A 25,945-nucleotide genomic window follows, 5' to 3' on the forward strand; every position below is an offset into this window, starting at 1 on the left:
TGCATTCGTTCGCGAACATGTTGAAACCTGCGGCCTGTTCCTTACCCTTCGGGCGGGCATGAGCGTATTCTTCCTGCGGCGGATCCTGACCCTGGTGGCGACACTGTTCGCGGCCTCGCTGATCATTTTCCTGGTGCTCGACGCGCTGCCGGGCAATGCCGCGCAGATGCTGATGGGCGCCGACGCCTCGCCCGATGCGGTGCGCGCGCTGACCGTCAAGCTCGGGCTCGACCAGCCGCTCACCGTTCGCTATTTGCTGTGGATCAAGGGCATGGCGGTCGGCGATCTCGGCAACAGCTATGTCTATGGCACGCCGGTGGCCGGCCTGATCGCGGAGCGGCTGGTGCTGACGATCCCGCTCGCGATCATGTCGATGCTGATCACCGTGGTGCTGGCGCTGTCCGCCGGCATCTACACCGCGGCCAACCACAACAAGCTCGGCGATGTCGGCGTGATGTCGCTGACCCAGATCGGCATCGCGCTGCCGAATTTCTGGTTCGCAATCCTCCTGATCCTGCTGTTCTCGGTGAAGCTGCAATTGCTGTCCGCCGGCGGATTCGCCGGCTGGGATGACGGCATCTGGGCGGGGATTCGCTCGCTACTGCTGCCCGCGATTTCGCTTGCCGTGGTGCAGGCCGCGATCCTGGCCCGCGTCACCCGCTCTGCGGTGCTGGAGGTGCTGCGCGAGGATTTCGTCCGCACCGCGCGCGCCAAGGGGCTCGGCAAGCGCGAGGTGTTGTGGCGCCATGTGCTGCGCAACGCCATGATCCCGGTCATGACTGTCATGGGCCTGCAATTCGCCAATCTGCTGGCCGGCACCATCGTGATCGAGAACGTCTTCTATCTGCCGGGCCTCGGCCGGCTGATCTTCCAATCGATCGCCAACCGCGACCTGATCGTGGTGCGCAACTGCGTGATGCTGCTCGCCGCGATGGTCGTGACAGTCAATTTCGTGGTCGATGTGCTCTATGCCTTCATCGATCCGCGCATCAAGGTCGCCAACCTGTGAGCGCGCCGCTGACCGCATCCGCCACAGCGCCGATCGCACCGGGGGCGAGGCCTGTGACCGGCTTCTGGCGCCGCGCGCTGCGCCATCGCAGCTTCGTGCTTGGTGCGGTGCTCAGCCTGCTCGTGCTCGGCGCGGCGCTGCTGTCGCTGGTCTGGACGCCGTGGTCTGCTTACGACATCGACGTGGCCTCGAAGCTGCACCCGCCGTCGGCGGCGCACTGGCTCGGCACCGACGTGCTCGGCCGCGACATCGTCTCGCTGCTGCTGGTCGGCGCGCGCTCCACCATCATGGTCGGCGTCATCGCTGTCGGCATCGGCCTGACCTTCGGCGTTGGCCTCGGTCTGATCGCGGCTGCCCGCAAGGGCTGGACCGAGGAGCTCATCATGCGGATGAGCGACTTCACCTTCGCTTTCCCGGCAGTGCTGTCGGCCATCATGCTCGCCGCCGTCGCGGGCCCCGGCATGGTGACCTCGATCACCGCGATCGGCATCTTCCAGATCCCGACCTTCGTCCGCGTCACCCGCGGCTCGGCCAATGCGATCTGGGCCCGCGAATTCGTGCTGGCCGCGCGCGCCGCGGGCAAGGGCTCCTTCCGCATCACGATCGAGCACGTGCTGCCGAACATCCTGTCGATCCTGATCGTGCAGGCGACGATCCAGTTTGCGCTCGCGATCCTCGCCGAGGCCGCGCTGTCCTATCTCGGGCTCGGCACCCAGCCGCCGCAGCCATCCTGGGGCCGCATGCTCAATGATGCGCAGACGCTGCTGTTCCAGTCGCCGATGCTCGCGGTCTATCCCGGTGTTGCGATCGCGATCGCGGTGCTCGGGCTCAACCTGCTCGGCGACGGCTTGCGTGATCTGCTTGATCCCCGTCTGGCGCGGGAGCGTTGAGCATGGCTGACACAGGCGCGCCGCTGATCGAGGTGAAGGACCTGGGCGTCCGGCTCAACACCAGCCGCGGCCCGGCGCAGGCCGTCCGCGGCGTCAGCTTTGCGCTTCGCCGCGGCGAGACGCTCGGGCTGGTCGGCGAATCCGGTTGCGGCAAGTCGGTCACCGCACTGGCCCTGATGGGGCTGCTGCCCGACAGCGCCGTGATCAGCGGCAGCATCCGGCTCGATGGCGCGGAACTCGTCGGACTGCCGGATGCGGCCTATTGCAAGCTGCGCGGCAACCGCATCAGCATGATCTTCCAGGAGCCGATGACCGCGCTCAATCCGATGCACACGATCGGGCATCAGGTCGCCGAGCCGCTGCGGCGTCACACCGGCGTCTCGGCAACCGAAGCGCGGCAGGAAGCCATCGCCCTGCTCGATCGCGTCGGGCTACCCGATGCGGCGAAGCGGGTCGATGCCTATCCGCACCAGTTTTCCGGCGGCCAGCGCCAGCGCATCACGATCGCGATGGCGCTGGCCTGCCAGCCCGATGTGCTGATCGCCGATGAGCCGACCACGGCCCTCGACGTCACGATCCAGGGCCAGATCCTCGATCTGATCGCCGATCTCGTCGCGGAACGCGGCATGTCGATGATCCTGATCTCGCACGATCTCGGCGTGATCGCCGAGAATGTCGAGCGCATGATGGTGATGTATGGCGGCACCGTGGTCGAAAGCGGCGCCACGGATGCCGTGTTCACCCGGATGGGCCATCCCTATACGCAGGGCCTGTTCCGCGCCCGCCCGCGGCTTGGCGCGCGCAAGGGGACGCGGCTCACGACCATCGCCGGCACCGTGCCGGAGCTGGCCGACTTGCCCGCGGGATGCACCTTCGCCGATCGTTGCGCGATCGTGGAAGGACGTTGCCGCGCGGCGCTGCCGGCTGTCGTCGATGTCGGCGGAAGCCATGGCGTGCGCTGCATCAGGACGGACGTCTCGATGGCGGCCGGGGGCATCGGCGCATGACCGTGCTCGATCAGCCCCGGTCCGCGTCCGCGACGCCGCTGCTCGAGGTGACGGATCTCGCGCAACGCTACACGCTGCCGCGTGAAAGTCTGTTCAAGCCGGCGACGCAGGTGCACGCGCTCAACGGCGTCACAGCGCGGGTCAAGCCAGGCAAGAGCCTCGGCGTCGTCGGCGAGTCCGGGTCGGGCAAATCGACGTTTGCCCGGCTGGCGATGGCGCTGGAGCGGCCGACATCGGGCACGGTGTCGTTGCTGGGCCGCGACCTCAACCGGATGCCGCCGGACGAACTGCGCCACGCGCGCCGCGATTTCCAGATGGTGTTCCAGGATCCCTACGGCTCGCTCGATCCGCGGCAGACCATCGCGCGGATCGTTGCCGAGCCGTTGACCGCGCTCGGGCGGATCGATCGCGGCAGCCTGCGCGAGCGTGTCGCCAAGGTGCTGCGGCAGGTCGGATTGCGCGATGCCGACATGGACAAGTTTCCGCATGAATTCTCCGGCGGCCAGCGCCAGCGCATCGCGATTGCGCGGGCGCTGATCACCCAGCCGAAGCTGATCGTCGCCGATGAGCCGGTCTCGGCGCTCGACGTCTCGGTGCAGGCGCAGGTGCTCAATCTGATGCAGGACCTGCAGGACGAGTTCGGTCTGAGCTACATCCTGATCAGCCATGACCTCGCCGTTGTCGATCTGCTCTGCGACGAGATCGCGGTGATGTATCTCGGGCGGATCGTCGAGCAGGGGCGGCCCGCCGATCTGTTCGCCCACAGCGCCCATCCCTATACGCGCGCGCTGCTGGATGCGGTTCCGCGCGCCCGGGCCGGTCGCGTCCGGCGCCGCCGCGGCGCGCAGGCGATCGGTTCGCAGGCGTCGGCTGCGGCCGGTTGTCCCTACGCGCCGCGCTGTCCCCTGGCCGACCAGCATTGTCGCGAGGCCGCGCCTGCGCTACGCAGCGTCGGAGACGCCCATCTGGCGGCCTGCCATTACGCCGAAGCCGTGATGGCGCTGCCGCCGGTGGCCGCGGAGGCCGGTTAGTCTATTGTGCGGGACCAGCCCAGGCTGATGAAAGAGCACGTCCGGGGAGCAGACCAATGTTGAGGAAATTGTGCATCGTCGCGACCGCTGTCGCGCTCGCCGCAGCGCCGCTGCCGAGCCTCGCGCAGGGCAAGAAGGACAGCGTCGTGATGGGCATGACGCTGGAGCCGCCGGGACTCGATCCCACCAACGCGGCGGCCGCGGCGATCGCCGAAGTCACGCTCTACAACGTCTATGAGACGCTGACCAAGATCAACGAGGACGGCTCGGTGTCGCCGCTGCTCGCCGAGAGCTGGCAAGCCTCGCCCGATCTCAAGACCTACACCTTCAAGCTCCGCAAGGGCGTCAAATTCCACAACGGTGAGCCGTTCGATTCCGCGGCGGTCAAGTTTACGTTCGACCGCGCCGCGGCGCCAACCTCGACCAACAAGGACAGGAGCCTGTACCAGGCGTTCGCGTCGGTGACGGCGCCGGACCCGGAGACGATCGTTGTCGCGCTGAAGTATTCCGAGCCGAACCTGCCGTTCCTGCTCGGTCAGGCGTCGGGCTCGATCGTCGAGCCGAAGAGCGCGCCGACCGATGTGACGCAGCCGGTCGGCACCGGACCCTACACGCTCGGCAGCTGGGCCAAGGGTTCGTCGATCACGCTGGTCAAATGGCCGGAGTATCGCAACGCCGCCGCGATCAAGCTCGTCAAGGTGACGATCCGCTTCATCGGCGATCCCGCCGCGCAGGTCGCGGCGCTGCTGTCGGGTGACGTCGACGCCTTTCCGCGGGTTGCGGCGGCGCGCAGCCTGGCGCAGTTCAAGGCCGATCCGCGCTTCAATGTGCTGATCGGCGGCTCGCGAACAAAAACCATCGTCGGCATCAACGAGCGCAAGAAGCCGCTCGACGACGTCCGCGTTCGCCGCGCCATCCTGGCCGCGATCGACCGCAAGGCGATGATCGACGGTGCGGTCGACGGCTTCGGCACGCCGATCGGCAGCTTCTACACGCCGGGATCGCTCGGCTATGTCGATACCACCGGCATCAACCCCTACGATCCTGAACTGGCCAAGAAGCTGCTGGTAGAGGCCGGCGTCAAGACGCCGCTCGAGCTCAGCCTCAAGCTGCCGCCGCCGTCCTACGCGCGGCAGGGCGGCGAGGTCCTCGCGGCCCAGCTCGCCAAGGTCGGCATTGTTGCCAAGATCGAGAACGTCGAATGGGCGCAATGGCTGTCGCAGGTCTTCACCGGCCCGCACAATTACGACCTCACCATCGTCGCGCATGTCGAGCCGTTCGACCTCGTGAAGCTGACCGAGCCGGATTACTATCTCGGCTACAAGTCCGAGGCGTTCAACGCGCTCTATCAGCAGATCATGGCGACGCCCGACGAGGCCGGCCGCGCGAAGCTGCTCGGCGACGCGCAGCGGATGCTGGCAACCGATGCGGTCGCCGGCTTCCTGTTCCAGCCGCAATTGATCACGATCGCCAGCAAGAAGCTGAAGGGCGTGTGGAAAGACGTGCCGCAGTTCGAGAATGATTTCTCGACCTGGGCTTGGGAGTAATTCTGGTAGAAGGCGATCGCGCCGGCGGAGACCAATGGCCTCAGCCGGCGCCGCACCTCGCGCGACGCCGTCGCTTGACGCTTAGTCTCATTTTGCGTGCTGCGCCTGCGAAGGCGAATGTGTCCGGCGATGCGCGAAGGCGCCGGAAGCCACCGATATTGCTCAGGTTGATGCAAGCCCGCGGTCGCAGCACTTCGGGCGCGCGAACGCATGCGGTTCCGGCTTCGCATTGAGCGCATCGGTTGTCTTTGTGAAGGACAGCGCTAACATGGAACCCGTCCATCGATACCTGTCGTTGTCTTTTTTTGATCATCTATTGCAGCGCAACCAAAGCCATCCACGGTGTGCGCTCGCTACGGCGGCCAGGCCTCGAGGGGGAAGTAGCAAACACCATCCCTGATACTGCAACCAAGAAATAACGGGGGAGACTATGTACGTGAAAGGGCTTGCGGCATTCGCCGCAGCGGTCGGCGTTGGCCTGTTGTCCGGTGCTGCCATCGCACAAGAAGTCAAGCAGGAGAAGCAGTCGGTCCTGGGTAACGCCAATGTCCCTCCGGTGACTCAGGAGCAGCTCAACGCCGCCGACAAGAACGCCAAGGACTTCTTGCTCACCAACGGAAATTACGCCCAGACGCGGTTTTATCCGGGCAAGCAGATCGGCCGAGACAATGTGAAGAACCTGCACGTCGCCTGGATTTTCCAGACCGACGTCAAGGAGTCGCTCGAGACATCGCCGATCGTCGTCGACGGCGTGATGTATGTCACGACGTCGTTCAGCCATGTCTATGCGCTCGACGCCAAGACCGGCCAGCAGCTCTGGCACTATGCCCACAAGATGGGCCCGATCACCGTCTATTGCTGCGGTCCCAACAATCGCGGCGTCCAGGTGCTCGGCGACCGGGTCTATCTGGCGACGCTGGATTCCAAACTGATGGCGCTGAACGCCAAAACCGGCGAGGTGGTCTGGACCACCAACATCGCCGATCCCGAGCTCGGCTACAGCGAGACAATGGCGCCGACCGTGGTCAAGGACAAGGTGCTGATCGGCACCAATGGCGGCGAATACGGCATCCGCGGCTTCGTGCGCGCCTATGACGCCAAGACCGGCAAGCAGCTGTGGAATTTCGACACCATTCCGGAGAACTCTGTCGGCGTCTGGGCGACCAAGGACGCCACCGGCCGCGACATGCATCGCAATATCCAGGCCGAGAAGGACATGCTCGCCAAGATCGGCGATCCCTATGCCAAGCTCGGCGGCGGCGTGTGGCAGAACCCGTCGGTCGATCTCGCGACCAACCGGATCTACTTCGTCGTCGGCAATCCGTCGCCCGACCTCGACGGTTCGAACCGGCCCGGCGACAACCTCTACACCAACTCGCTGGTTGCGCTCGATCTCGACACCGGCAAGTATGTCTGCCACTTCCAGTACATCGCCCATGACGTCTGGGATCTCGACGCGGTCAGCCCGACGGTGCTGGTCAACGTCAAGGACAAGGACGGCAAGACCATTCCCGGCGTCATTCATGCCGGCAAGACCGGGCACATCTATGTGCACGATCGCAAGGACTGCAGCCTGATCCGCTTCTCCGAGGCGATGGTGCCGCAGGAGAACATGTGGGTGCTGCCGACCAAGGAAGGCGCGCGCATGCTGCCCGGCGCCAATGGCGGCGTCGAATGGTCGCCGATCGCGACCGACCCGGGACAGGAACTGGCCTACGCCATCAACCTGCACCAGCCGATGACGTACCACGTCGAAAGCTCGGCCTATCCGAACGGCAAGCTGTGGCTGGGCGGCGCCTTCAAGGTGATCCCGAGCGAGAAGCAGTCGGGCAACATCACCGCGGTCAACTACAACACCGGCAAGATCAAATGGCAGGTCAAGACGCCCGAGCCGATGATCGGCGGCATCCTCGCCACGGCCGGCGGCCTGGTGTTCACCGGCGAAGGCAACGGCAAGTTCGCGGCCTATAATTCGTCGAGCGGCAAGGAGCTGTGGAGCTTCCGCGCCGGCGCCGGCGTCAACGCGCCGCCGTCGAGCTACATGATCGGCGGCAAGCAATATGTCGTGGTCGGCGCGGGTGGTAACACCCAGCTCGATTACAAGCGTGGCAACAACATCATCGCCTTCACGCTCGACTGAGCCGGGGCGGGATGCATCATCGCGCGTGCAAGCATTGACGGCGAGGCGGGACCGGTCCGGTCCCGCCTCTGTTTTCTTCGGATGAGCCAATGTTCGGTAAATTGATGATGTGCAGCGCCGCGCTGCTGCTGATGGGGGCGCAAGCGCGCGCGGAGACGATCGAGGAGAAGGTGCAGGTCTGCACCGGTTGCCACGGCGAGGACGGCAAGCCCGTCGACAAGACCATTCCGACGATCTGGGGCCAGCAGGCCGGCTATCTCTATATCCAGCTCCGCGATTTCAAGCGCGGCGATCGCAAGAGCGAGATCATGCAGCCGATCGCGACGCAATTCGAGCGCGACGACATGCTGGCGATCGCGGAATATTTCTCGCAGAAGCCCTGGCCCGATCTCGGCCAGCCGCGCGCGCCCAAGGACGTCGCGGAGAAGGCGGTCAGCGCCAGCCGCTCGGTCGGCTGCCCGGCCTGCCACCTCGATCGCTTCCAGGGCGACGGCACGGTGCCGCGGCTCGCCGGGATGGGACGCGACTACCTCGCGAAAACCATCGCCGATTTCCGCACCCGCGCGCGCGGCAACAATCCCGGCATGTCCGACCTGATGCTGGCGACGTCGCCCGACGACCTTGCCGCCCTGGTGGACTATCTGGCGGGGCTGTAGCGGGCAGGGCTACCGCATATGCGTCTTTGGTGATCGAGGGTGGGCGCCGTCGCCGGACCTCGTTCTACATATCTGGGTGTCAAGTTCCGGTTGCCGTACAACCGGTCAGTTCGGTCGAGACCTGGACACCACGCCTGGAACAGGAAAGGCTCGGCACATCTCGATGCACTCCGACCTGATACGCGCGACGACCGCATCGTCTCCGTTCGCCTGCAGAGCCCCCGCAATGAACTCGCCGATACGGCGCATTTCGGAATCTCCCATGCCACGCGTGGTCGCCGCCGGTGTCCCAAGGCGAATACCGCTTGGCCTGAGCGGCGGGCGCGGATCGTCTGGAATAACCTGCTTGTTTGTGGTGATGGCGATGGCATCGAGCACGTCCTCGGCTGCTCGCCCGTCCAATCCGACAGACGCTACTGTATCGACGACCATCATGTGATTATCCGTCCCGTCCGTGACCAGCTTCATCCCGCGTTCCATCAGCGCGCCGGCAAGAACCTTTGCGTTGTGCAGAACCTGCCGCGCGTAAACCTGGAAATCCGAGGTCGCCGCCTTCTTGAGCGTCACGGCAATCCCGGCCACGACGTTCATGTGAGGTCCGCCCTGCAAACCCGGAAAGACGGAAGCATCGATCCGACCGGCATTTTCCTTCCGGCACAGGATGATCCCGCCGCGGGGGCCGCGCAGTGTCTTGTGGGATGTCGTCGTCATGATGTCGAAGCCGGCATCAAGCGGATTGCGCATGACATTCGCGGCAACCAATCCGCCATAGTGGCTCACGTCGGCCATCGTGAGCGCGCCAACTTCGTCGGCGATATGCTTGAACGCCGCATAGTCCAGGTCGCGCGGATAGGAGCTGTAGCCGCACAACACCATCTTCGGACGCGCTTCACGCGCAATCGCGCGCAATTCATCGAAATCGATCGCGCCGTTTGATGGGGCCGTCTTGTAGCGAACGAAGTTGAACAAGCGCCCCATGTGGGACACCGGCGCGCCGTGGGTGAGATGACCGCCGTGGGACAGGTCCATGGCGAGAATCGTGTCGCCGGGCTGCAATAGGCCGAGATAGACGGCCTGATTCATCGGTGATCCGGAAAGCGGCTGAACGTTGGCGTGCTCGGCACGAAAAAGCGAGCAGGCCCGCTGGCGTGCGAGGTTCTCGATGCTGTCGGTATACTGCTGGCCGCCGTAGTATCTGCGTCCCGGATATCCCTCGGAGTATTTGTTGGTGAAGACCGATCCGAGCAGCTCAAGCACCTCCGGGTACGTGTAATTCTCGGACGGAATCAGTTCGACGCCGTCCTGTTGACGGCGCTCTTCCCCTATAAGGGCGGCAGCGATCTCTTGATCGTTGATGAACAGTTCGTTGTAAAATGACGGCATGCTCGGGCTCCTCAACACGCTGTTTTTCCAGCAGATTGGTTGCCCAGGCGATCGGCGTTGGAACCCTTCGCGCTTCCCCGTGGTCGATTCCACGTTAGCTCGCCAGTCGCGCGATAGGACGAATGAGCACGGAGACTCTTCGTAGAGAAAAATCTAGCCGACCCGCGGACCTTTCGCAACTAATGAGTCCATCGCGTCATGCCTCAGCGCGGCGTCAGCTCCTCGCGCAGCGCCGACAGGATGGTGAGATCGGCGGCGTGCTTGCCGGCCTTGTCGGCTAGCGCCGCATCGGCGCCATGGGCGAGCAGCGCCTTGGCAATCGCCGGATGGTTGCCCTCGGCGGCGATCATCAGCGCCGTGCGTCCCCGCGCATCGCGATCGTCGACCCTGGCGCCTGCGTCCAGGAGATACACGACGACCTCGAGCGCCTGTGCCTCCGGCACGGTCTCATCCGGTCCGGCCGCCCACATCAGCAGCGTGAGGTCGTTGGCGTAGCGCGCGTTGATGTCGATGTCGAGCGCGAGCAGCTGCTTGACGATGCCGAGCTGACCGCCGGCCGCCGCATAGACGACCGGCGGCTTGCCGGTGTCGTCGGCCCTGCGGCCGTCGGCGCCGTGCGCGAGCAGCATGCGCACCACCATGTCCCTGCCGGCATAGGCGGCGGCCGCGACCGCCGAAGCGCCGCTACTTCCGGTGAGATTGACGTCGGCGCCGCGGTCGATCAGCCGCTGCACGATCGCGACATGGCCGCGCTCGGCGGCAAGATACAGCGCGGTCGATCCCGCAAGGTTGCGCGCGTCGATCGGCGCGCCCCGGGCCAGCAGCAGGTCGACCATGTCGAGATGGCCGGAGCGGGTGGCGTGGCTCAGCGGCCTTGCGCCGAGCCGGTCCCGCGCATCGACCGAGGCGCCGCCATCGAGCAGCGCGGTGGCGAGATTGATGCAATCGGCATTGGCCGCCGCAAACAAGGTCAGCGAGATTTCGACCGCGCTGAGCTGCGCCTTGTCGGTTTCGTACTTGCGGATCAGTTCGCGGCAGCGTGCGGGGTCGGCCGCCGCGGGGCTGCTGTGGATGCAGCCGACAACCAACAGCGCGGCGAGGGCGATGCGGCGATACAAGACGTGTCCTCCGTATGGCCTGCTGACGGCATCGCCATTCGGATTGAGCGTCGCATGATCCTTCGTTGCTGCCAAGCCGCGCAGCGATTTTCAAGCCGCGCAGCGAAGTCGTGCCGCGCGGCGTCGTTGTGCCGCGCGGCGTTTTCCTGCGGTTCTAGCCGGTCTGGCCGGTGCTCGCATGCGCGACGGCGCGCGCGACATTGGCGATTACCTCGTTGCACTTCTCCATCGGAGCACTTGCCCCGGTCAGGTAGACCGTCACCACGATCGGCTTGCGGCCGGGTGGCCAGAACACGCCGATATCGCTATAGGTGCCGCGCTCGCCGGTGCCGGTCTTGTCGCCAACCCGCCAGTCGCGGGGCACGCCGGCGCGCAGCCGGGCGTCGCCGGTCTTGTTGGCGACCATCCAGTCCACCAGCTTCTGGCGCGAAGCGGCCTGCAGGACCTCGCCGATCACCACGCGCTGCAGACTCTTCAGCATCGCGACAGGGCTCGTCGTGTCGCGCGGATCGCCCGGCACCGCTTCATTCAGCGCCACCTCCCAGCGATCGAGCCGGCTGACATTGTCGCCGATGGTGCGGAAGAAGCTGGTGAAGCCGGCAGGCCCGCCGATCTCGCGCAGCAGCAGGTTGGCAGCGGTATTGTCGCTTAGGGTAATGGCGGCCTCGCAGAGTTCGGACAGCGTCATGCTCGATCCGACGTGTTGCTTGGCCACCGGCGCATAGGCCAAGATATCCTTGGCCTCAACCTGCACGCGCTGGTCGAGGCTGGATTCGCCGCGGTCGACCCGGTGCAGCACCGCGGCTGACGCCAGTGCCTTGAAGGTGCTGCACATCGGGAACCGCTCGTCGCCGCGCTGGCTCGCGCGCAATCCGGTCTCCATGTCGAGCGCGGCGACGCCGAGCCGGCCGCTGGTCGCAAGCTCAATGCGTGCAAATTCCTCCTGCAGCCGCCGCGCCGGTTCGCCTGGTCCCGCTGCTGCACTCGGTCCTGCCGCGGCGCTTGGCCGCCGCAGGGTGCAGGACACCGCAAGGCCCAGCGCGCGCAATCCGAATGTCCGTCTCGTTAGCATGTCTTATCTCCGTTGGCGGCGCGAACCTGCCCAACGGCGTGACGACGCACAAACAATCATTTATACAACGAGGCATGAGGAAAACTTGGTCATGACGCCGTGCGCCGGCATCTCCCGCTGAACGCGCTGCGTGCCTTCGAGGCCTCCGCGCGGCTATTGAGCTTCACCCGCGCGGGGCTGGAGCTGCGCGTGACGCAGACCGCGATCAGCCACCAGGTCAAGCAGCTCGAGGAACTGCTGGGCGCGAGCCTGTTCCGCCGTCTGCCGCGCGGGCTGGTGCTCACCGACGAAGGGCTGGCGCTGCTGCCGGTGCTGACCGACGCGCTCGACCGGATCGGTGCGGCGATCGACCGCATCGAAGCCAAGGGCACGCGCGAGGTCGTCACCGTCGGCTGCGTCACGACGTTTGCGACCGGGTGGCTGCTGCAGCGGGTCGATCGCTTCAAGCGCGCGCATCCCTATATCGACCTGCGCCTGCTCACCAACAACAACCGCGTCGATATCGCGGGCGACGGGCTCGATCTTGCGCTGCGGTTCGGCGACGGCTCGTGGCACGGCACCGAGGCGATCCATCTTTTGTCCGCGCCGCTCTCGCCGGTGTGCTGCGCTGACGTGGCGGGCCGGCTGCGCAAGCCGTCCGATCTCGCGCAAGAGTTCTTGCTGCGCTCCTACCGCGCCGAGGAATGGCCGCTGTGGTTTGCGGTGGCGGGCGCGCCATGCCCGAAGATTCAGGGACCGATCTTCGACAGTTCGATCGCGATGGCCGAGGCCGCGGCGCGCGGCGTCGGCGTCGGGCTGGTGCCGACTGCGATGTTTGGCAATGAGCTGGCATCCGGCCGGCTGGTGCGGCCGTTCGCGGCCGAAGTGCCGGCGGGGTCCTATTGGCTGACCTGGCTGAAGTCGCGCGAGGTGACGCCCGGCATGCGCGCCTTCCGCGACTGGCTGCTCGACACGCTGCGGGCGGAGGCGAGCGAGGCGGAGGAGGTGAGGGATGCGCCCGCTTCACGGCCGAAGGCAAACACCAAGGCCAAATCAAAGGCCAAGACGAACGCCGCGAAGAAGCCGAGGCGCTAATCTTCGAGCAAGGCTCTTTACACCGTCATCCTGAGGAGCCGCGAAGCGGCGTCTCGAAGGATGTACGGCCCGGCTGGTGGCCGTCGACCCTTCGAGACGCGCTACGCGCTCCTCAGCGACTGTGTTCTTCGTCAAGCGGGTTGCCATAGTTTTTGGTCCCTGAGCATGGCGTTGAGGATGGTGAGGACTTTGCGAGCGACGGCGATGAGGGCGACCATCTTCGGCTTTCCGGCTGCCAACAGGCGTCGATAGAAGACCTTGAGTTGGGGGTGATATCGGCTTGCCGAGAGGGCGGCCATGTAGAGGCCGGCGCGCAGTGCAGCTCGCCCGCCGCCGATCATGCTCTTGCCCTTCCAGCGGCCGGACTGGCGGGTGAACGGAGCAAGGCCGGCGAGGCTTGCGATCTGGCGCCGATTGAGGGTGCCGAGTTCAGGCACCTCGGCCAGGAACGTGCGGGCAAGCGTGTTGCTCACCCCCGGAAAGCTGACCAGCAGTTCCTCCTTGGCCCGCCAGATCGGCGAACCGCGCACCAGCGTGTCGATGTCGTTGTCGATCTCCAGCAGTTCTTTCTCGAGGACCTTGATGTGGCGGGCAAGGCTCTTGCGAACGCGCACATTCTCGGCCCGCTTCTCGCGCTGTCGCTCGGCAACGATCATCTCGATGATCTGCCGCCGGCGGCTGACAAGTTCGGCCAGAAGCCGGGCTTCCTGATCCGGCATCGCACGCGGCGTTGGCTTCACCGCCTCGACAAACCGCGCGATGATCGCCGCATCGATCGGATCGGTCTTGGCGCGCTGGCCAACCGCCTGCGCGAAGTGCCGGATCTGGGCCGGATTGACCACCACCAGCGGCAACTGGGCGCCGGCCAGCGCCGCGGCGACAATGGTCTCGAAGCCGCCTGTCGCTTCCACCGCTACCAGCGTCGGCGAGCAAGTCTGAAGACGGGCAACAAGTTCTTCCAGGCCTTTGCCGTCACGCGCCACGGCAAAGGCTTCCCCGCTCGGATGCAAATGCACATCCAGCCGGTCTTTCGATACATCAATGCCAACATAGATCGCGTCCATCTGCACCCATCCTTGCGCAACCGGGCTCGCCAGGCGGCCCTCGCGACTGTTCGGGTTCAATGGAACAACGGACGGGGCGCCGCGCTGAGGCACGGGCTTCAAAGCCCTGGGGTGAAGCGGTCTCCCGTCCGTTACCGCACCGGACACTCTATTCGATCCAGCGCCTCCTGACTTACAAGATCGCGTCCATCTGCACCCATCCTTGCGCAACCGGGCTCGCCAGGCGGCCCTCGCGACTGTTCGGGTTCAATGGAACAACGGACGGGGCGCCGCGCTGAGGCACGGGCTTCAAAGCCCTGGGGTGAAGCGGTCTCCCGTCCGTTACCGCACCGGACACTCTATTCGATCCAGCGCCTCCTGACTTACAAGGGTGACGGTCCGGGAACAGCGCGCCGTGGAGCAATCAGCCCTACGCCAGATGGCACGCCACAGAATGCCCGTTGCTGCCTTGCCGCAGCTCGGGCGCGGTTTGCCGGCAGCGCTCTTCGGCGATCGGGCAGCGGGTGTGGAAGTGGCAGCCCTTCGGCGGATTCATCGGGCTCGGCACGTCACCCTTCAGGCGGATGCGCAGCTTTTTCGCCTTGGGATCCGCCACCGGCACCGCCGAGAGCAGCGCCTTCGTGTAGGGATGCTGCGGATTGCGGTAGAGATCGCTGGCCTTGGCGAGCTCGACGATGCGGCCGAGATACATCACCGCGACGCGGTCGGAGATGTGCTCGACGACGGAGAGATCATGGGCCACGAACAGATAGGTGAGGTTCAGCTCGGCCTGCAGATCCTCGAGCAGGTTGATGACCTGGGCCTGGATCGAGACGTCGAGTGCCGAGACCGGCTCGTCGCACACGATCAGCTTCGGCTCCAGCGTCAGCGCCCGGGCGATCGCGATGCGCTGGCGCTGGCCGCCGGAGAATTCATGTGGATAGCGCCGCATGTGCTCGGCCTTCAGCCCGACCTTGACCAGAAGGCGCGCGACGCGGTCCTCGCGCTCGCTGGCTGACGCCACGAGGTTATGAATGATGAAGGGTTCGGCGAGGATCGCGCCGACCGTCATGCGCGGATTGAGCGAGGCGAACGGGTCCTGGAAGACGAGCTGCATGTTGCGTCGCATGGCGCGCAGATCGCCGCCGCCGAGCCCGATCACGTTCTGGCCGTCGAACACGACTTCGCCGGAGGTCGGCTCGATCAGCCGCAGCACGCAACGCCCGGTGGTCGACTTGCCGCAACCGGATTCGCCGACCAGCCCCAGCGTCTCGCCGCGGTTGACCGCAAACGACACGCCGTCGACTGCATAGACCTGCCCGACCTCGCGCGACAACAGGCCACCGAGCACCGGAAAGTGCTTCTTCAGATTGCTGACGCGCAGCAGCGGTTCGCTCATGACGCGTCTCCGAGGTGGCAGGCCATGCGGTGGCCGGGTGCGATCTCGCGCAGCCGCGGCTCCTGGTCGGTGCAGATGCTCATGGCGTGTTTGCAGCGGGAAGCAAACCGGCAGCCGGGCGGCGGGTTGATCAGGATCGGCACCGAGCCGCCGATCGCTTCCAGCCGGGTCTTGTGCTCGGCGTCGAGATCGATGCGCGGGATCGAACGGATCAGGCCCTGGGTGTAGGGATGGCTCGGATTACCGAACAATTCGTCGACCGGCGCCTCTTCCACCACCTTGCCGGCATACATCACCACGACGCGCTGCGCGGTCTCCGCGACCACACCCATCGCGTGGGTGATCAGCATCACCGCCATGCCGAGGCGTTCCTTCATGTCCTGCAGCAGGTCGAGGATCTGCGCCTGGATGGTGACGTCGAGCGCGGTGGTCGGCTCGTCCGCGATCACGAGCTTGGGCCGGCAGGCCAGCGCCATCGCGATCATCACGCGCTGGCGCATGCCGCCGGAGAACTGGTGCGGATAGTGATGCACGCGGCCCGCGGCATTGGGGATCTGCACCAGCTGCAGCATCTCGATGGTGCGCTCGAGCGCCTGCTTCCTGGTCACCGCCTCGTGGCGGCGCAGGCTCTCGGCGATCTGCTCGCCGATGGTCAGTACCGGATTGAGCGAGGTCATCGGCTCCTGGAAGATGAAGCCAATCTCCTTGGCCCTGATCTCGTCGAGCTGATGGCTGGTCAGCGGCGCCAGATCGCGGCCCTCGAACATGATCTCGCCTGCGACGATCTTGCCCGGCGGCATCGCGATCAGCTTCAGGATCGACATCGCCGTGACGGTCTTGCCGCAGCCGGATTCGCCGACCACGCAGAGCGTCTCGCCGCGGTTGATGCTGATATCGACGCCGTCGACCGCCTGGACGATGCCGTCGTCGGTGGTGAAATGGGTTTTGAGGCCCTTGATGTCGAGCAGCGCCATCAGATCACCTTGCGCGCATCGAGCGCGTCGCGCAGCCCGTCGCCGATGAAGTTGATGGCGACGACCGCGATGAAGATCGCGCCGCCCGGAAACAGCGCCCAGTGCGGGCCGATATCGAGAAAGTCCTTGGCGTCATAGAGGATGCGGCCCCAGGTCGGCGTATCCGGCGGGAAGCCGAGGCCGAGGAACGAGAGCGTCGATTCGGCGATGATCGCGGCGGCGACGTCGATCGTGCCGGCGATGATCACGGGTCCCAGCGCATTGGGCAGGATGTGGCGCACCACTTGCCGCACCGGGCTCGCGCCGAGCGCGCGCGCCGCCTCGACGAATTCCTTTTCGCGCAGCGACAGGAACTGGGCGCGCACCAGGCGTGCGACCGGCATCCAGCGTAACCCGCCGATGACCAGCACGATCAGGATGAAGATGCCGCCCTCGGGGCCGAACATGGCCTTGAGCCCGTCGCGGAACAGATAGATCAGCATCAAGAGCAGCGGCAGTTGCGGCAACGACAGGAACAGGTCGGTCAGCCACATCAGCGCGTAGCCGAGCGGGCCGCGCGACATGCCGGCGAGCGCGCCGATCAGCGTGCCGACGAACACCGAGACCAGCATCGCGGCGAGGCCGACCGCGAGCGAGATGCGGCCGCCATAGATCATGCGGGCGAGCAGGTCCTGGCCGAGATCGTCGGTGCCGAACGGATGCGCCAGTGAGGGGCCCTGCATGCCTGCCACGACGTCGATGTCGCTCATCGAGACCCGCCAGACGAACGGGCCGATCACGACGGCTGCGATCAGCAGCAGCAGCAGCACAGCGCTGACCACGGCAGGCCTGTGCCGGCGGTAGCGCCGCCAGGTTTCGCGCCAGGGCGAGTAGCCGCGCCGCTCAGCGGAAGGAGATGCGAGGGTCAAGCCAGCCATAGAGGACATCTGCAATCAGGTTGAAGAGCACCACGAGACACGCGAACACGAAGGTCACGGCCATCACGACCGGCGTATCGTTGGCGAGGATGGACGAAATCAGGAGCGAACCGATGCCGGGAATCCGGAAGATCTGCTCGGTGACGATGGCGCCGCCGAACACGGCAGGCATCTGGAGCGCGATGAGCGTGACGACCGGGATCATCGCATTGCGCATCACATGCTTGACGATCACCTTGGCCTGCCCGAGCCCCTTGGCGCGCGCGGTGGTGACATAGTCGAGCCGGATAACGTCGAGCATCGCCGAGCGCACGAAGCGGGTCATCGACGCCGCCTGGAACAGGCCGAGCACCATCACCGGCATGATGGCCTGACGGATCATCTCCAGCAGCCAGGGGATGCCGCTGCCGGGCACGTCGGTGTAGACGAAGGGCAGCCAGTCCAGCTTCACCGAGAACACCAGGATGAACAGGATGCCGGTGAAGAAGGTCGGCAGCGAGAAGCCGATGAAGGCGAAGGTGTTGGCGAGCTGGTCGAACAGCGAATAGGGCCGGGTGGCGGCATAGACGCCGACCGGGATCGCGATCAGCAGTGCCAGCAGCTGCGCCGAACCGATCACGTAGAGCGTGGTCGGCAGCCGCTGCAGGATCAGCGTGTCGACGTTGATCCGGCTGACAAAGGAGAAGCCCCAGTCGCCCTGCGCCATCGCCGCAAGCCAGTGCAGATAGCGGAGGTAGATCGGATCGTCGAGCCCGAACTTGGTGCGCAGCGCGGCCTGTACCTCGGGCGGCACGTTCGGATTGGTCGCGAGCTCGCTGAACGGATCGCCCGGCGCGAGCGCCAGCACGACGAACAGCACGACCGAAATCCCGAGCAGGCTCGGGATCGCGATCATCAGACGGCGCAGGATATATTGACTCATCGAGAGATCATCTAGCTAACGCTCGCACCTTGAGCACGTTGATCTTGCTTCCAGTCGAAAGGCGAGCTTCACCTCGCCCCGCGTGCGGGGAGAGGTCGGAATTCAAGCACAGCTTGAATTCCGGGCGAGGGGGACTCTCCAAGAACTCATCTCTCACGGTATTTGCGGTCGGAGCCCCGCTCCCCGCAAGAACGGGGAGAGGGAGAAGATGCACCCACTCAACTCCGAACCCGTCCCCGTGTCTCAGGTTTCACGATACCAGTCTTGCAGATTGTCGGTTTGGTTGGCCCAGCCGGAGAGCGCGGGCCGCACCGTGTTGGAGCAGGCTTCCACCGCAAGCCGATGCATCACGGGGATCATCACCGTGTCCTGCCACATCAGATCGTTGCACTTGATGTAGAGATCCGCGCGCTTGATCGGATCGGTCTCGGTATCGGCGGCATCTACCGCGGCGTCGAAATCCTTGTTGACCCAGCGCGGGAAGTTCGGTCCCTGCCACTTGTTCTCCTTGGTGGCGACGTTGCGCGAATGATAGCGGCGCATGTGCAGGGCCGGATCGGGTTGCGTCATCGGGATCTGGAACATTTCGATGTCGGCATAGAAATGGGAGTAGGTGTCGGGGTTGGCGACGTCGGAGGAGAAGAACACCGAGGCCACCACCGATTTCAGCTCGACGTCGATGCCGGCCTTTTGGCAGGCCTGCTTGACGATCGCCTGGGTCTTCTGCCGCGGCCCGTTGATCGAGGTCTGGTACAGGAACTTCAGCTTCTTGCCGTCCTTCTCGCGGATGCCGTCGGAGCCCGCCTTCCAGCCGGCCTCCTCAAGCAGCGCGCTCGCCTTCTCGACCGAGAACTCCCATTTGGTGTTCTTGGAGACGAACTCCTCAGGGCCGTTGAGATAGTTGGCGGTGGCGCGGCCGGCGCGGCCGTAGATCACCTTCTTGATGGACTCGCGGTCGACCAGCAGCGCGAGCGCCTGGCGCACGCGCGGGTCGGACAGGATCGGATGCTTGGTCTTCATCGACGAGCGTTCGCCGTCGACCTCGGTGTTGGGGTCGGTGAAGTTGATGGCGATGAACTCGATGTCGCCGCCGACGGCATAGAGCGTCTTGCCCTTGCCGCCCTTCTCCAGCCGCAGCAGCACCTCGTCCTCGACCTGGATATTCCAGGCGAAATCATATTCGCCGGTCTGGATCACCGCGCGGGCCGCCGACACCGCGTCGCCGCCGCCCTTCATCTCGATCGTGTCGAAATAGGGCCGGTTCGCCATGTGGTAATCTTGATTGATCTCGCCGCGGATCAGGTCGCCCGGCTTGAACTCGATGAACTTGTAGGGTCCGGTGCCGACCGGCTTCAGATTGGTCGACGCCTCGCGCGACTTGCCGCCCTTGAATTCCGCGAACAGGTGTTTCGGAATGATGCAGCCATAGGCGCCGACAAACGCGTTGGCCCAGAACGGCGTCGGATCCTTGAACTTGATACGGACCGTGAGGTCGTCGACCTTCTCCACGGTCATGCCGGCGTAAGTCGCGCTCGAGACCGCGGCCGTCGCGGGGTCGCTGGCATATTCCCAGGTGAAGACGACGTCGTCGGCGCTGAACGGTTTCCCGTCATGCCATTTGACGCTGGGTTTGAGTTTCCAGACCACCGATTTGGCGTCGGCGGCTAGGCCGCCATTCTGGATAGAGGGGATCTCGGCGGCGAGGATCGGGTTGAGATGGCCGTCGACGTCCCAGCTGGCCAGCGGCTCGTAGAAGATGCGCGAGCCGTCCTGGTCCTTGGTGCCGGTGGCGAAATGCGGATTGAGCAGGGTCGGGCCCTGCCACCACAACAGCTTCAGCGGACCGCCGCCGCCGCGCTTGGTCGGCTTGTAGGGGTTGGGGCTCTGCGCCATCGCGACGCCGCCGATCGCCAGAATCTGGTTCGCCAACGGCGCGGTGAGGCCGACGGCAATCATTCGCTTGACGAAGGCGCGACGGTCCATCCGTCCGTCCCTTACGTCGTCGATCATCCCGCGCAGATTGTTGTCGAACATTGTCCCCTCGGTCCGGCTCACGTGTGATTGCGGCGGGCCTTAGAACCGGCCGCCGTGCTGGCGGCAGATGGCACACCGAATGACCGCGAAGGTCAACGCCTCCCGAGGTTCAGCGACTAGGTCTTTTGGCTATCGCTTGTGCAGAACCGCTCCGCGCCGCACATCGGTTCGGCATTTCGACGCCAAAGCGCGCCTGCGCGCGCCTCGCGGTGCGGAAAATTTGTTCGTTATCCTTTGTTCCGAGATGCTTTTTTGTCACGCGTGCGCGTTTTCGAGCGAAGCGGATGCCGGTTCGCGCGACGAAAACGCGTCAAAGCAAAAATCCAGAGCCCCCGCTCCGATCCAATCGGATCAGAATAGGCGCTGGCCGGGCCTTGCATCGAAGCGCAGGCCCGGCCGCAGATGCGCCGCTCAGGCGACTGACATATCCAACGGCGGTGCAACATTCGCCGGCAGCGGACTGATATAGGGTGTCCGGGTGGTCCGCTTCTTGAGGTCGGCCTTGGCGGCCGCGATCAGCTCCGGCTCCATCAGCGCCTTGACGCCGAGGCCGGCCATCGCCTTGGCGGCCTGCACCATCGCCTTGTGCGCGGCCGGCGTCTTGCCCTGCGCCACAACCTGCCAGGTGTGGAACGGCGTGCCGATTGCAACCGTCGGTGCATGGACCTGAACCGTCGGCACCACCCAGCTGACGTCACCGACATCGGTCGAGCCGATCAGCGGATTGCGCTTGGCGTCGATCGGCACCAGGAAATCGGCCAGCGGCCGGTCGGTCGGCTCCATGCCGATCGCATAGTAGACCGAGGCGATGTCCTTGTCGGTCAGGGTCGCGCGGATCTTGCCGGCGAAATCCTTGTCGGCATCGTCGAAATGCGGCGGGCCGAGATCTTCCATGATCCGGTGCAGGGTCTGCTCCAGCGGGGTGTTGGGCAGGATGTTGGAGACCGCGGAGATGATCTTCATCTCCATCTTGGTCTCGGTCATCAGCGCTGCGCCCTGCGCGATCTTGTGCACCCGCTCGACCAGCTCGTTCATGCCGGGAAGGTCGCGGGCGCGGATCGAGTAGCGCACGCGGGCATGGGCCTGCACCACATTGGGCGCAATGCCGCCGGTGTCGAGCAGCGCGTAATGCACCCGGGCATCGCTCGGCATGTGCTCGCGCATGTAATTGACGCCGACATTCATCAATTCCACCGCATCGAGCGCGCTGCGGCCGAGATGCGGCGAGGCCGCTGCATGCGAGGTCCGCCCGGTGAAGATGAAATCGGCACGGGTGTTGGCGAGCGACGGCGTCACCGCCACCTCCCAGAAACTGTGCGGATGCCAGGTGATGGCGATGTCGGCGTCCTCGAACGCGCCACAGCGCACCATGAAGGCCTTTGCCGCGCCGCCTTCCTCGGCGGGACAGCCGTAGTAGCGCACCCGGCCCGGCACCTTGTTGGCGGCGAGCCAGTCCTTCACTGCGGTCGCCGCGAGCAGCGCGGAGGAGCCGAGCAGATTGTGGCCGCAGCCATGGCCGTGGCCGCCGCTCTCGACCGGGCGAGGTTCGGCAACGCCGGCCTCCTGGCTGAGGCCGGGCAGGGCGTCATATTCGCCGAGGAAGGCGATGACCGGGCCACCCTCGCCCCATTCGCCCATCACCGCGGTCGGAATGTCGGCGAGGTTCTCGGTGATGCGGAAACCCTGGTGGCGCAGTTCGGCCAGATGTTCGGCGGATGAGCGCGCCTCGGTGTAGCAGACCTCGGGCATCGCCCAGACCCGGTCGCTCAATTCGATGAAACGCGGCTTGATCGTGTCGACGCCGCGCCAAACATCATTACGGTTGTCCATTTGCTTCGGTCCCTTAACTAAGGCAATCTGAAGCGCGAAAGGCTAGCAGCTTGGCATGATGTCACCTAGCGCCGGCCGGCAGATCAGCTGTTCCGCAACGTCACGTCTCGGTGTGGTTTTCTCTCGATCATGGCATGGTCATCGCATGACGCGCCGCCTCGCGTTACAATCCGGCTATGAGCGATGCAATTCCGTCTCTGTTGCCGAGAAATTCGGGCCACCAGTTCGTGATCTATGCCGACGCCTGCTCGGGCATTCCCGGTGCGCTGCATGAGCGCACCTTCGCGTCGGTCAACAATGTGGTCCGCCGGCTGCATCCTGCGCCCGAATTCATACTCTTCCCCGGCGACGAGATCATCGGCCTCACCGCCGATGCCGACGCGTTGCGCGCGCAGTGGCGGCATTGGCTCGACACCGAAATGCGCTGGCTCGACCGGCACGCGGTGCCGCTGTGGCACACGACCGGCAACCACACCACCTATGACGAGATGAGCGAGGCGGTGTTTCGCGAGGTGCTGAAGCTGCCGCGCAACGGTCCGCCGGGTCAGGAGGGCCTGTCCTATTGGGTCCGCCGCGACGATCTGTTGATGGTGTTCGTGCACACGCTGTGGAGCGGGCTGGGCGGCGAGGGCCATGTCGAGACCGATTGGCTGCAAGCGGTGCTCGAACAGCACAGGGATGCCTGCCACAAACTGGTGCTGGGTCATCATCCCGTGTTCCCCATCAACGGCTTCAGCGGCAGCTATCAGCGCGAGATCGGCCACGAATACAGCGCGCGCTTCTGGGAGATCCTGGTCAGCGCCGGCGTGACCGCCTATCTGTGCGGCCACATCCTCGCATTCGATGTTCAGGTCCACCGCGGCGTGCTGCAGATCTGCACGGCGGGCGCGGGCACCGCACACCGGATGCCCGAAGGCGTCGAGTATCTGCATTGCGTGCAGGCGGCGCTCGATCAGGATGGTCTTCGCTATCAGGTGCTCAACACCGAAGGCGCCGTGCGCGAGCAGCTCGCATGGCCGTTGCCATCTATCGACCACGCCGCGTGGTCGCCATTGCCGTGCGGGACCAGCCCTGCGCCATTGTCCGGGATGCCGGCGCCCGCGACGGTGGTCGCCCTGAAATTGTCGGGCCGCACCGCCGCGGCAAGCGCCGCGCCGCAAACGCTGCTATGTACGCCCGTGCCTGACATGATCGCGCCGCTCTGGCTCGGCCTGCGCGGGCCGAACCAGACGCTCACCCTGATCCTCGGGCGCGAGCCCGGGCGTAGTCCGCATTACTGGGTCGGTCCCGATCTCGGCGATGAGCGGGATTTCGACCTCGACATCGCCTTCTATCCGGACATGGGACCGGGTGGCGTGCTGTGGCGACGCCGCGGTGACACCAGCTGGACGTCGTTCGCGGCGATATCGGCGACGGGGCTCGAGCGGTTCGCGTGGCCCGCGCTCTGGAGCGTCGGGTGCGGACAGCATGGACCGGACGACAGGCGATATGCCGGACCACGGCTCGACGTCGCTGCGGCCGTGTTCGCATTGTCATGAGCCAAAGTCGGCGGCGACCGCCAGGCCGAGAAGCGGAGCCAGGACGCGGGGGGGGCCTAGTCAGGCTTCTTCGGCTTGTCGCGTTCCGCGCTTTTCAATTCGCGATCGATCAGCGTGCAGACCCGCCGCTGCGCCAGCAGGCCGAGCCGCGCGCGTGTGGTACCCTGCTTGATCTTGCCGTTGATTTCGAATGACCAGCTCCAGAGGTCGGGTTCGATGTTGGTGAGCGTGTATTGAATGTCCCGATGACGATCGATCAGCTTCTTCATGCCGTTTCTTTTTGTTGGCTGAAGATTGCATAGCCAGATCGAGGAGGCGTCTGTATCCGGACGACTACCTACGCAATTGGTCTAAGCGTCCGCATCACGGAATTTTCGCAATCACCGAGTTGGGGTCGTCGTCCAGTGGTTGCGTGATCATGTCGCCAGAATGCAGATGTGTGACTCACAACCTGCGCCACACACTAGCCGTCGTCCCGGCCTAGTGCGCAATTGCGCACGGGGGCCGGGACCCATAACCCCAAATGCCGATTGTTATGCCCCGCTGGAACGACGAGTCCCGTCAACAACATCTGCTGCGGCGTATGGGTCCCGGCCTGCGCCGGGACGACGGCCGAATTTGAGACGCGCGGTGTGCCTCACAACTTGCGCAACCCACTCGATGTCGTCCTGGCGAAAGCCAGGACCCACTACCCCAAATCTCAATTGTTGCGCGACGCTGGGGCCGCAGCTCGGTTCATCACCGACTGCGGTGGTTATGGGTCCTGGCTTTCGCCAGGACGACGGAGGGATAGGTCTCAATCCGCCAGCATCAACCTTGTACGTCCCGACGTCACAAATTGATCACCCCGCGCCGCGCCGCATGCGCGACGGCGTCGGTGCGGCCGGTGGCATCGAGCTTGTCGAGCAGGGAGCCGACATGAAACTTGGCGGTGTGGACCGAAATCCCGAGCCGCTGCGCGATCATCTTGTTGGATGCGCCTTCGGCCAGCAGCGCCAGCACGTCCAGCTCGCGCGGCGTCAGCTCGAAGTCGCCGCCGCCTGCGGTCTCGCGGTTGCGTGCGACGATCGTCGCCGTCGCCTGTTCGCCCGGCGCGGCGAGCCGCAGGCCGGCGACGCTGCCGAGCAGCGTCGCCAGCCGGTCGGCGAGGACGGGGTCGTCGATCTCGAGTGCGATGATGATGTCGGCGGCAGGCTCGCTGCTCACGTCTCGGGCCTTTCACCGACCGTCACCTTGAAGTTCAACGGCTCGCCGCCACGATGCACGGTGAGCTCGACCACGCTGCCGACGCTCTGCGGCCCGAGGCCGCGCGACAGCGCCCGCACGCCCGACAGCTTCTCGCCGTTGACGGCAATGATCACGTCGCCCTGGCGGATGCCGGCGGCAGCCGCGGGGCCGACCTTGTCGACATTCATTACCATCGCGCCGAGGCCGTCGTCGAGACGGACCGGCTGCAGCCCGACGCCGAGATATCCGCGCGCGATCCGACCGCTCTTCTCGAGCTGGGCCGCGACCCGCTCGATGGTCGCAGCCGGGATCGTCAGCACGCGGCGCGGGCCGAGTACCGCCATGCCGAACGGCACGCCCGCGGCATTCAGCGCCAGCCCACCCTGCTGGCTGTGCCGCAGCCGGACGTCGAGCTCGATCCGCGCGTCGATCTCGCCGCCGCGCAGGCTGCGCCAGGCGGCACCTGACCGGGAGACCATGCCGAGCCGCGCGATCGGCGCGCCGCGGTCGGCCGCGACGATCACCGCGAGCGATCCGAGCGCCGGGATTTCGGCCGACAGCTTGATCGGCGCGACGTCGCCGTCGACGCGCAGCAGCGCGATGTCGGTGGTGTGGTCGCGTCCGGCGACGGTCGCCTGTCGGCGACTGCCGTCGGCAAACTGGATTTCGATCTCGCCCTCGTCGGCGAGCGCTTCGTCCGCAGTGACGATCAGGCCGGTCTTCCAGACGAAGCCGGAGGCGCGCGCGCGGTGTGAATGCACGGAGACGATCGCAGGCGCAGCGCGCGCAATGGTCTCGGAAAGGGCTGACGACAGCGAGGCGAGGGTGGTCGGTTCGGTCATGGGAAACTCCGTTGGCTTCCCCCAATCTGGGATGTTGCGGCCGGCGGTGAAACTAACCGGATGGGCAGGGCCGGGACGCGGAACATCCGCGGAGCCCGAACCGCTCAGCCCCGGTCCCGGGTTCTCCAGCCGAGCAGGGCGAAGCCGGCGACCAGCGCGACCACGATCAGCATCCAGTTCTGACCCTCGAAGCCGAGGAAATGAAACGGTTGAATCAGGAACTGCACCACGTGCCCCTTTCTCGGGCACGCTAAGGCTTTCTCGGTCGGAAATATATTATTTTTGTATATAT

The 25,945-nt window shown here is 65.4% G+C and carries 23 protein-coding genes and 1 riboswitch; of the genes, 9 read left to right on the top strand and 14 right to left on the bottom strand.

The annotated features are described in order from the left end of the window. The first annotated feature begins 58 nt into the window (after positions 1-58). From ACVIGB_RS39180 to ACVIGB_RS39210, 7 genes are all read left to right on the top strand, one after another. Complete coding sequence (locus ACVIGB_RS39180; protein ID WP_456718669.1) at positions 59-1,009, top strand: ABC transporter permease; 951 nt, start codon at positions 59-61, stop codon at positions 1,007-1,009. Beyond that, positions 1,006-1,899: an ABC transporter permease gene (locus tag ACVIGB_RS39185; protein ID WP_456718668.1), complete on the top strand. Its 894-nt coding sequence runs from the start codon at positions 1,006-1,008 to the stop codon at positions 1,897-1,899. Before ACVIGB_RS39180 ends, ACVIGB_RS39185 begins: the two co-directional genes overlap by 4 nt. Positions 1,900-1,901: 2 nt before the next feature. Continuing rightward, a complete protein-coding gene (locus ACVIGB_RS39190) occupies positions 1,902-2,906 on the top strand; it encodes an ABC transporter ATP-binding protein (RefSeq protein ID WP_456718667.1) in 1,005 nt (334 codons plus the stop codon). Then, complete coding sequence (locus tag ACVIGB_RS39195) at positions 2,903-3,937, top strand: ABC transporter ATP-binding protein (RefSeq protein ID WP_456718666.1); 1,035 nt, start codon at positions 2,903-2,905, stop codon at positions 3,935-3,937. The genes ACVIGB_RS39190 and ACVIGB_RS39195 overlap by 4 nt, the downstream gene beginning before the upstream one ends. Before the next feature lie 56 nt (positions 3,938-3,993). Beyond that, positions 3,994-5,484: an ABC transporter substrate-binding protein gene (locus ACVIGB_RS39200; protein ID WP_456718665.1), complete on the top strand. Its 1,491-nt coding sequence runs from the start codon at positions 3,994-3,996 to the stop codon at positions 5,482-5,484. 430 nt (positions 5,485-5,914) lie between these two features. Then, a complete protein-coding gene (locus tag ACVIGB_RS39205) occupies positions 5,915-7,624 on the top strand; it encodes an outer membrane protein assembly factor BamB family protein (RefSeq protein ID WP_456718664.1) in 1,710 nt (569 codons plus the stop codon). Between the two features lie 89 nt (positions 7,625-7,713). Beyond that, positions 7,714-8,280: a c-type cytochrome gene (locus tag ACVIGB_RS39210; RefSeq protein WP_456718663.1), complete on the top strand. Its 567-nt coding sequence runs from the start codon at positions 7,714-7,716 to the stop codon at positions 8,278-8,280. A gap of 105 nt (positions 8,281-8,385) precedes the next feature. Here ACVIGB_RS39210 and ACVIGB_RS39215 read toward each other — a convergent pair whose 3' ends face one another. The 3 genes from ACVIGB_RS39215 to bla form a co-directional block, all read right to left on the bottom strand. After that, positions 8,386-9,663, bottom strand: a complete 1,278-nt coding sequence (locus tag ACVIGB_RS39215) for a serine hydroxymethyltransferase (protein WP_456718662.1) — start codon at positions 9,661-9,663, stop codon at positions 8,386-8,388. A gap of 34 nt (positions 9,664-9,697) precedes the next feature. Next, positions 9,698-9,783: riboswitch (ZMP/ZTP riboswitch) on the bottom strand. 83 nt (positions 9,784-9,866) lie between these two features. Further along, positions 9,867-10,781 carry an ankyrin repeat domain-containing protein gene (locus tag ACVIGB_RS39220; RefSeq protein WP_456718661.1) on the bottom strand — a complete coding sequence of 305 codons (915 nt, stop codon included), beginning with the start codon at positions 10,779-10,781 and terminating at the stop codon, positions 9,867-9,869. A 154-nt stretch (positions 10,782-10,935) separates the two neighbouring features. Further along, positions 10,936-11,853, bottom strand: coding sequence for a class A beta-lactamase (bla, locus tag ACVIGB_RS39225; RefSeq protein ID WP_456718660.1), 918 nt, complete (start codon positions 11,851-11,853; stop codon positions 10,936-10,938). Positions 11,854-11,952: 99 nt separating this feature from the next. Between bla and ACVIGB_RS39230 the strand changes: the two genes are divergently transcribed. Continuing rightward, on the top strand, positions 11,953-12,927 hold the full coding sequence (locus ACVIGB_RS39230; protein WP_456718659.1) for a LysR substrate-binding domain-containing protein: 975 nt from the start codon (positions 11,953-11,955) through the stop codon (positions 12,925-12,927). Between the two features lie 131 nt (positions 12,928-13,058). Here ACVIGB_RS39230 and ACVIGB_RS39235 read toward each other — a convergent pair whose 3' ends face one another. From ACVIGB_RS39235 to ACVIGB_RS39265, 7 genes are all read right to left on the bottom strand, one after another. After that, a complete protein-coding gene (locus tag ACVIGB_RS39235; RefSeq protein WP_456718658.1) occupies positions 13,059-13,991 on the bottom strand; it encodes an IS110 family transposase in 933 nt (310 codons plus the stop codon). Between the two features lie 409 nt (positions 13,992-14,400). Continuing rightward, complete coding sequence (locus ACVIGB_RS39240) at positions 14,401-15,369, bottom strand: ABC transporter ATP-binding protein (RefSeq protein WP_092116612.1); 969 nt, start codon at positions 15,367-15,369, stop codon at positions 14,401-14,403. After that, positions 15,366-16,346: an ABC transporter ATP-binding protein gene (locus tag ACVIGB_RS39245; RefSeq protein ID WP_456724971.1), complete on the bottom strand. Its 981-nt coding sequence runs from the start codon at positions 16,344-16,346 to the stop codon at positions 15,366-15,368. The genes ACVIGB_RS39240 and ACVIGB_RS39245 overlap by 4 nt, the downstream gene beginning before the upstream one ends. Next, positions 16,343-17,260 carry an ABC transporter permease gene (locus ACVIGB_RS39250; RefSeq protein ID WP_092116608.1) on the bottom strand — a complete coding sequence of 306 codons (918 nt, stop codon included), beginning with the start codon at positions 17,258-17,260 and terminating at the stop codon, positions 16,343-16,345. The genes ACVIGB_RS39245 and ACVIGB_RS39250 overlap by 4 nt, the downstream gene beginning before the upstream one ends. Continuing rightward, complete coding sequence (locus tag ACVIGB_RS39255; RefSeq protein ID WP_092116606.1) at positions 17,226-18,182, bottom strand: ABC transporter permease; 957 nt, start codon at positions 18,180-18,182, stop codon at positions 17,226-17,228. The genes ACVIGB_RS39250 and ACVIGB_RS39255 overlap by 35 nt, the downstream gene beginning before the upstream one ends. A 243-nt stretch (positions 18,183-18,425) precedes the next feature. Further along, on the bottom strand, positions 18,426-20,216 hold the full coding sequence (locus ACVIGB_RS39260; RefSeq protein ID WP_456718657.1) for a peptide ABC transporter substrate-binding protein: 1,791 nt from the start codon (positions 20,214-20,216) through the stop codon (positions 18,426-18,428). A gap of 411 nt (positions 20,217-20,627) precedes the next feature. Continuing rightward, complete coding sequence (locus ACVIGB_RS39265) at positions 20,628-22,046, bottom strand: M20 family metallopeptidase (protein ID WP_456718656.1); 1,419 nt, start codon at positions 22,044-22,046, stop codon at positions 20,628-20,630. Between the two features lie 176 nt (positions 22,047-22,222). On the opposite strand from ACVIGB_RS39265, the gene ACVIGB_RS39270 reads away from it, so the two are divergent. After that, positions 22,223-23,584 (top strand): metallophosphoesterase family protein, encoded by a 1,362-nt coding sequence (locus tag ACVIGB_RS39270; RefSeq protein WP_456725309.1) that lies wholly within the window; start codon positions 22,223-22,225, stop codon positions 23,582-23,584. A gap of 56 nt (positions 23,585-23,640) precedes the next feature. Here the strand turns inward: ACVIGB_RS39270 and ACVIGB_RS39275 are convergent, their stop codons facing one another. From ACVIGB_RS39275 to ACVIGB_RS39290, 4 genes are all read right to left on the bottom strand, one after another. After that, a complete protein-coding gene (locus ACVIGB_RS39275) occupies positions 23,641-23,853 on the bottom strand; it encodes a hypothetical protein (RefSeq protein WP_092116598.1) in 213 nt (70 codons plus the stop codon). Between the two features lie 562 nt (positions 23,854-24,415). Next, positions 24,416-24,790 (bottom strand): response regulator transcription factor, encoded by a 375-nt coding sequence (locus ACVIGB_RS39280; protein ID WP_456718655.1) that lies wholly within the window; start codon positions 24,788-24,790, stop codon positions 24,416-24,418. Continuing rightward, complete coding sequence (locus ACVIGB_RS39285; protein ID WP_456718654.1) at positions 24,787-25,653, bottom strand: S1C family serine protease; 867 nt, start codon at positions 25,651-25,653, stop codon at positions 24,787-24,789. Before ACVIGB_RS39285 ends, ACVIGB_RS39280 begins: the two co-directional genes overlap by 4 nt. Positions 25,654-25,757: 104 nt before the next feature. Continuing rightward, the gene (locus ACVIGB_RS39290; RefSeq protein WP_456718653.1) at positions 25,758-25,883 is read right to left on the bottom strand and encodes a hypothetical protein; all 126 of its coding nucleotides are present in this window, start codon (positions 25,881-25,883) and stop codon (positions 25,758-25,760) included. Positions 25,884-25,945: the final 62 nt, after the last annotated feature.

It is taken from the genome of Bradyrhizobium sp. USDA 4341 (genome assembly GCF_054063755.1).

Coding starts and splice junctions, on each gene's coding strand:
- ACVIGB_RS39180 (WP_456718669.1), top strand. CDS start 59: ATGAGCGTATTCTTCCTGCGGCGGATCCTGACCCTGGTGGCGACACTG.
- ACVIGB_RS39190 (WP_456718667.1), top strand. CDS start 1,902: ATGGCTGACACAGGCGCGCCGCTGATCGAGGTGAAGGACCTGGGCGTC.
- ACVIGB_RS39195 (WP_456718666.1), top strand. CDS start 2,903: ATGACCGTGCTCGATCAGCCCCGGTCCGCGTCCGCGACGCCGCTGCTC.
- ACVIGB_RS39200 (WP_456718665.1), top strand. CDS start 3,994: ATGTTGAGGAAATTGTGCATCGTCGCGACCGCTGTCGCGCTCGCCGCA.
- ACVIGB_RS39205 (WP_456718664.1), top strand. CDS start 5,915: ATGTACGTGAAAGGGCTTGCGGCATTCGCCGCAGCGGTCGGCGTTGGC.
- ACVIGB_RS39210 (WP_456718663.1), top strand. CDS start 7,714: ATGTTCGGTAAATTGATGATGTGCAGCGCCGCGCTGCTGCTGATGGGG.
- ACVIGB_RS39215 (WP_456718662.1), bottom strand. CDS start 9,663: ATGCCGTCATTTTACAACGAACTGTTCATCAACGATCAAGAGATCGCT.
- bla (WP_456718660.1), bottom strand. CDS start 11,853: ATGCTAACGAGACGGACATTCGGATTGCGCGCGCTGGGCCTTGCGGTG.
- ACVIGB_RS39235 (WP_456718658.1), bottom strand. CDS start 13,991: ATGGACGCGATCTATGTTGGCATTGATGTATCGAAAGACCGGCTGGAT.
- ACVIGB_RS39240 (WP_092116612.1), bottom strand. CDS start 15,369: ATGAGCGAACCGCTGCTGCGCGTCAGCAATCTGAAGAAGCACTTTCCG.
- ACVIGB_RS39250 (WP_092116608.1), bottom strand. CDS start 17,260: ATGGCTGGCTTGACCCTCGCATCTCCTTCCGCTGAGCGGCGCGGCTAC.
- ACVIGB_RS39255 (WP_092116606.1), bottom strand. CDS start 18,182: ATGAGTCAATATATCCTGCGCCGTCTGATGATCGCGATCCCGAGCCTG.
- ACVIGB_RS39260 (WP_456718657.1), bottom strand. CDS start 20,216: ATGTTCGACAACAATCTGCGCGGGATGATCGACGACGTAAGGGACGGA.
- ACVIGB_RS39265 (WP_456718656.1), bottom strand. CDS start 22,046: ATGGACAACCGTAATGATGTTTGGCGCGGCGTCGACACGATCAAGCCG.
- ACVIGB_RS39270 (WP_456725309.1), top strand. CDS start 22,223: ATGAGCGATGCAATTCCGTCTCTGTTGCCGAGAAATTCGGGCCACCAG.
- ACVIGB_RS39275 (WP_092116598.1), bottom strand. CDS start 23,853: ATGAAGAAGCTGATCGATCGTCATCGGGACATTCAATACACGCTCACC.
- ACVIGB_RS39285 (WP_456718654.1), bottom strand. CDS start 25,653: ATGACCGAACCGACCACCCTCGCCTCGCTGTCGTCAGCCCTTTCCGAG.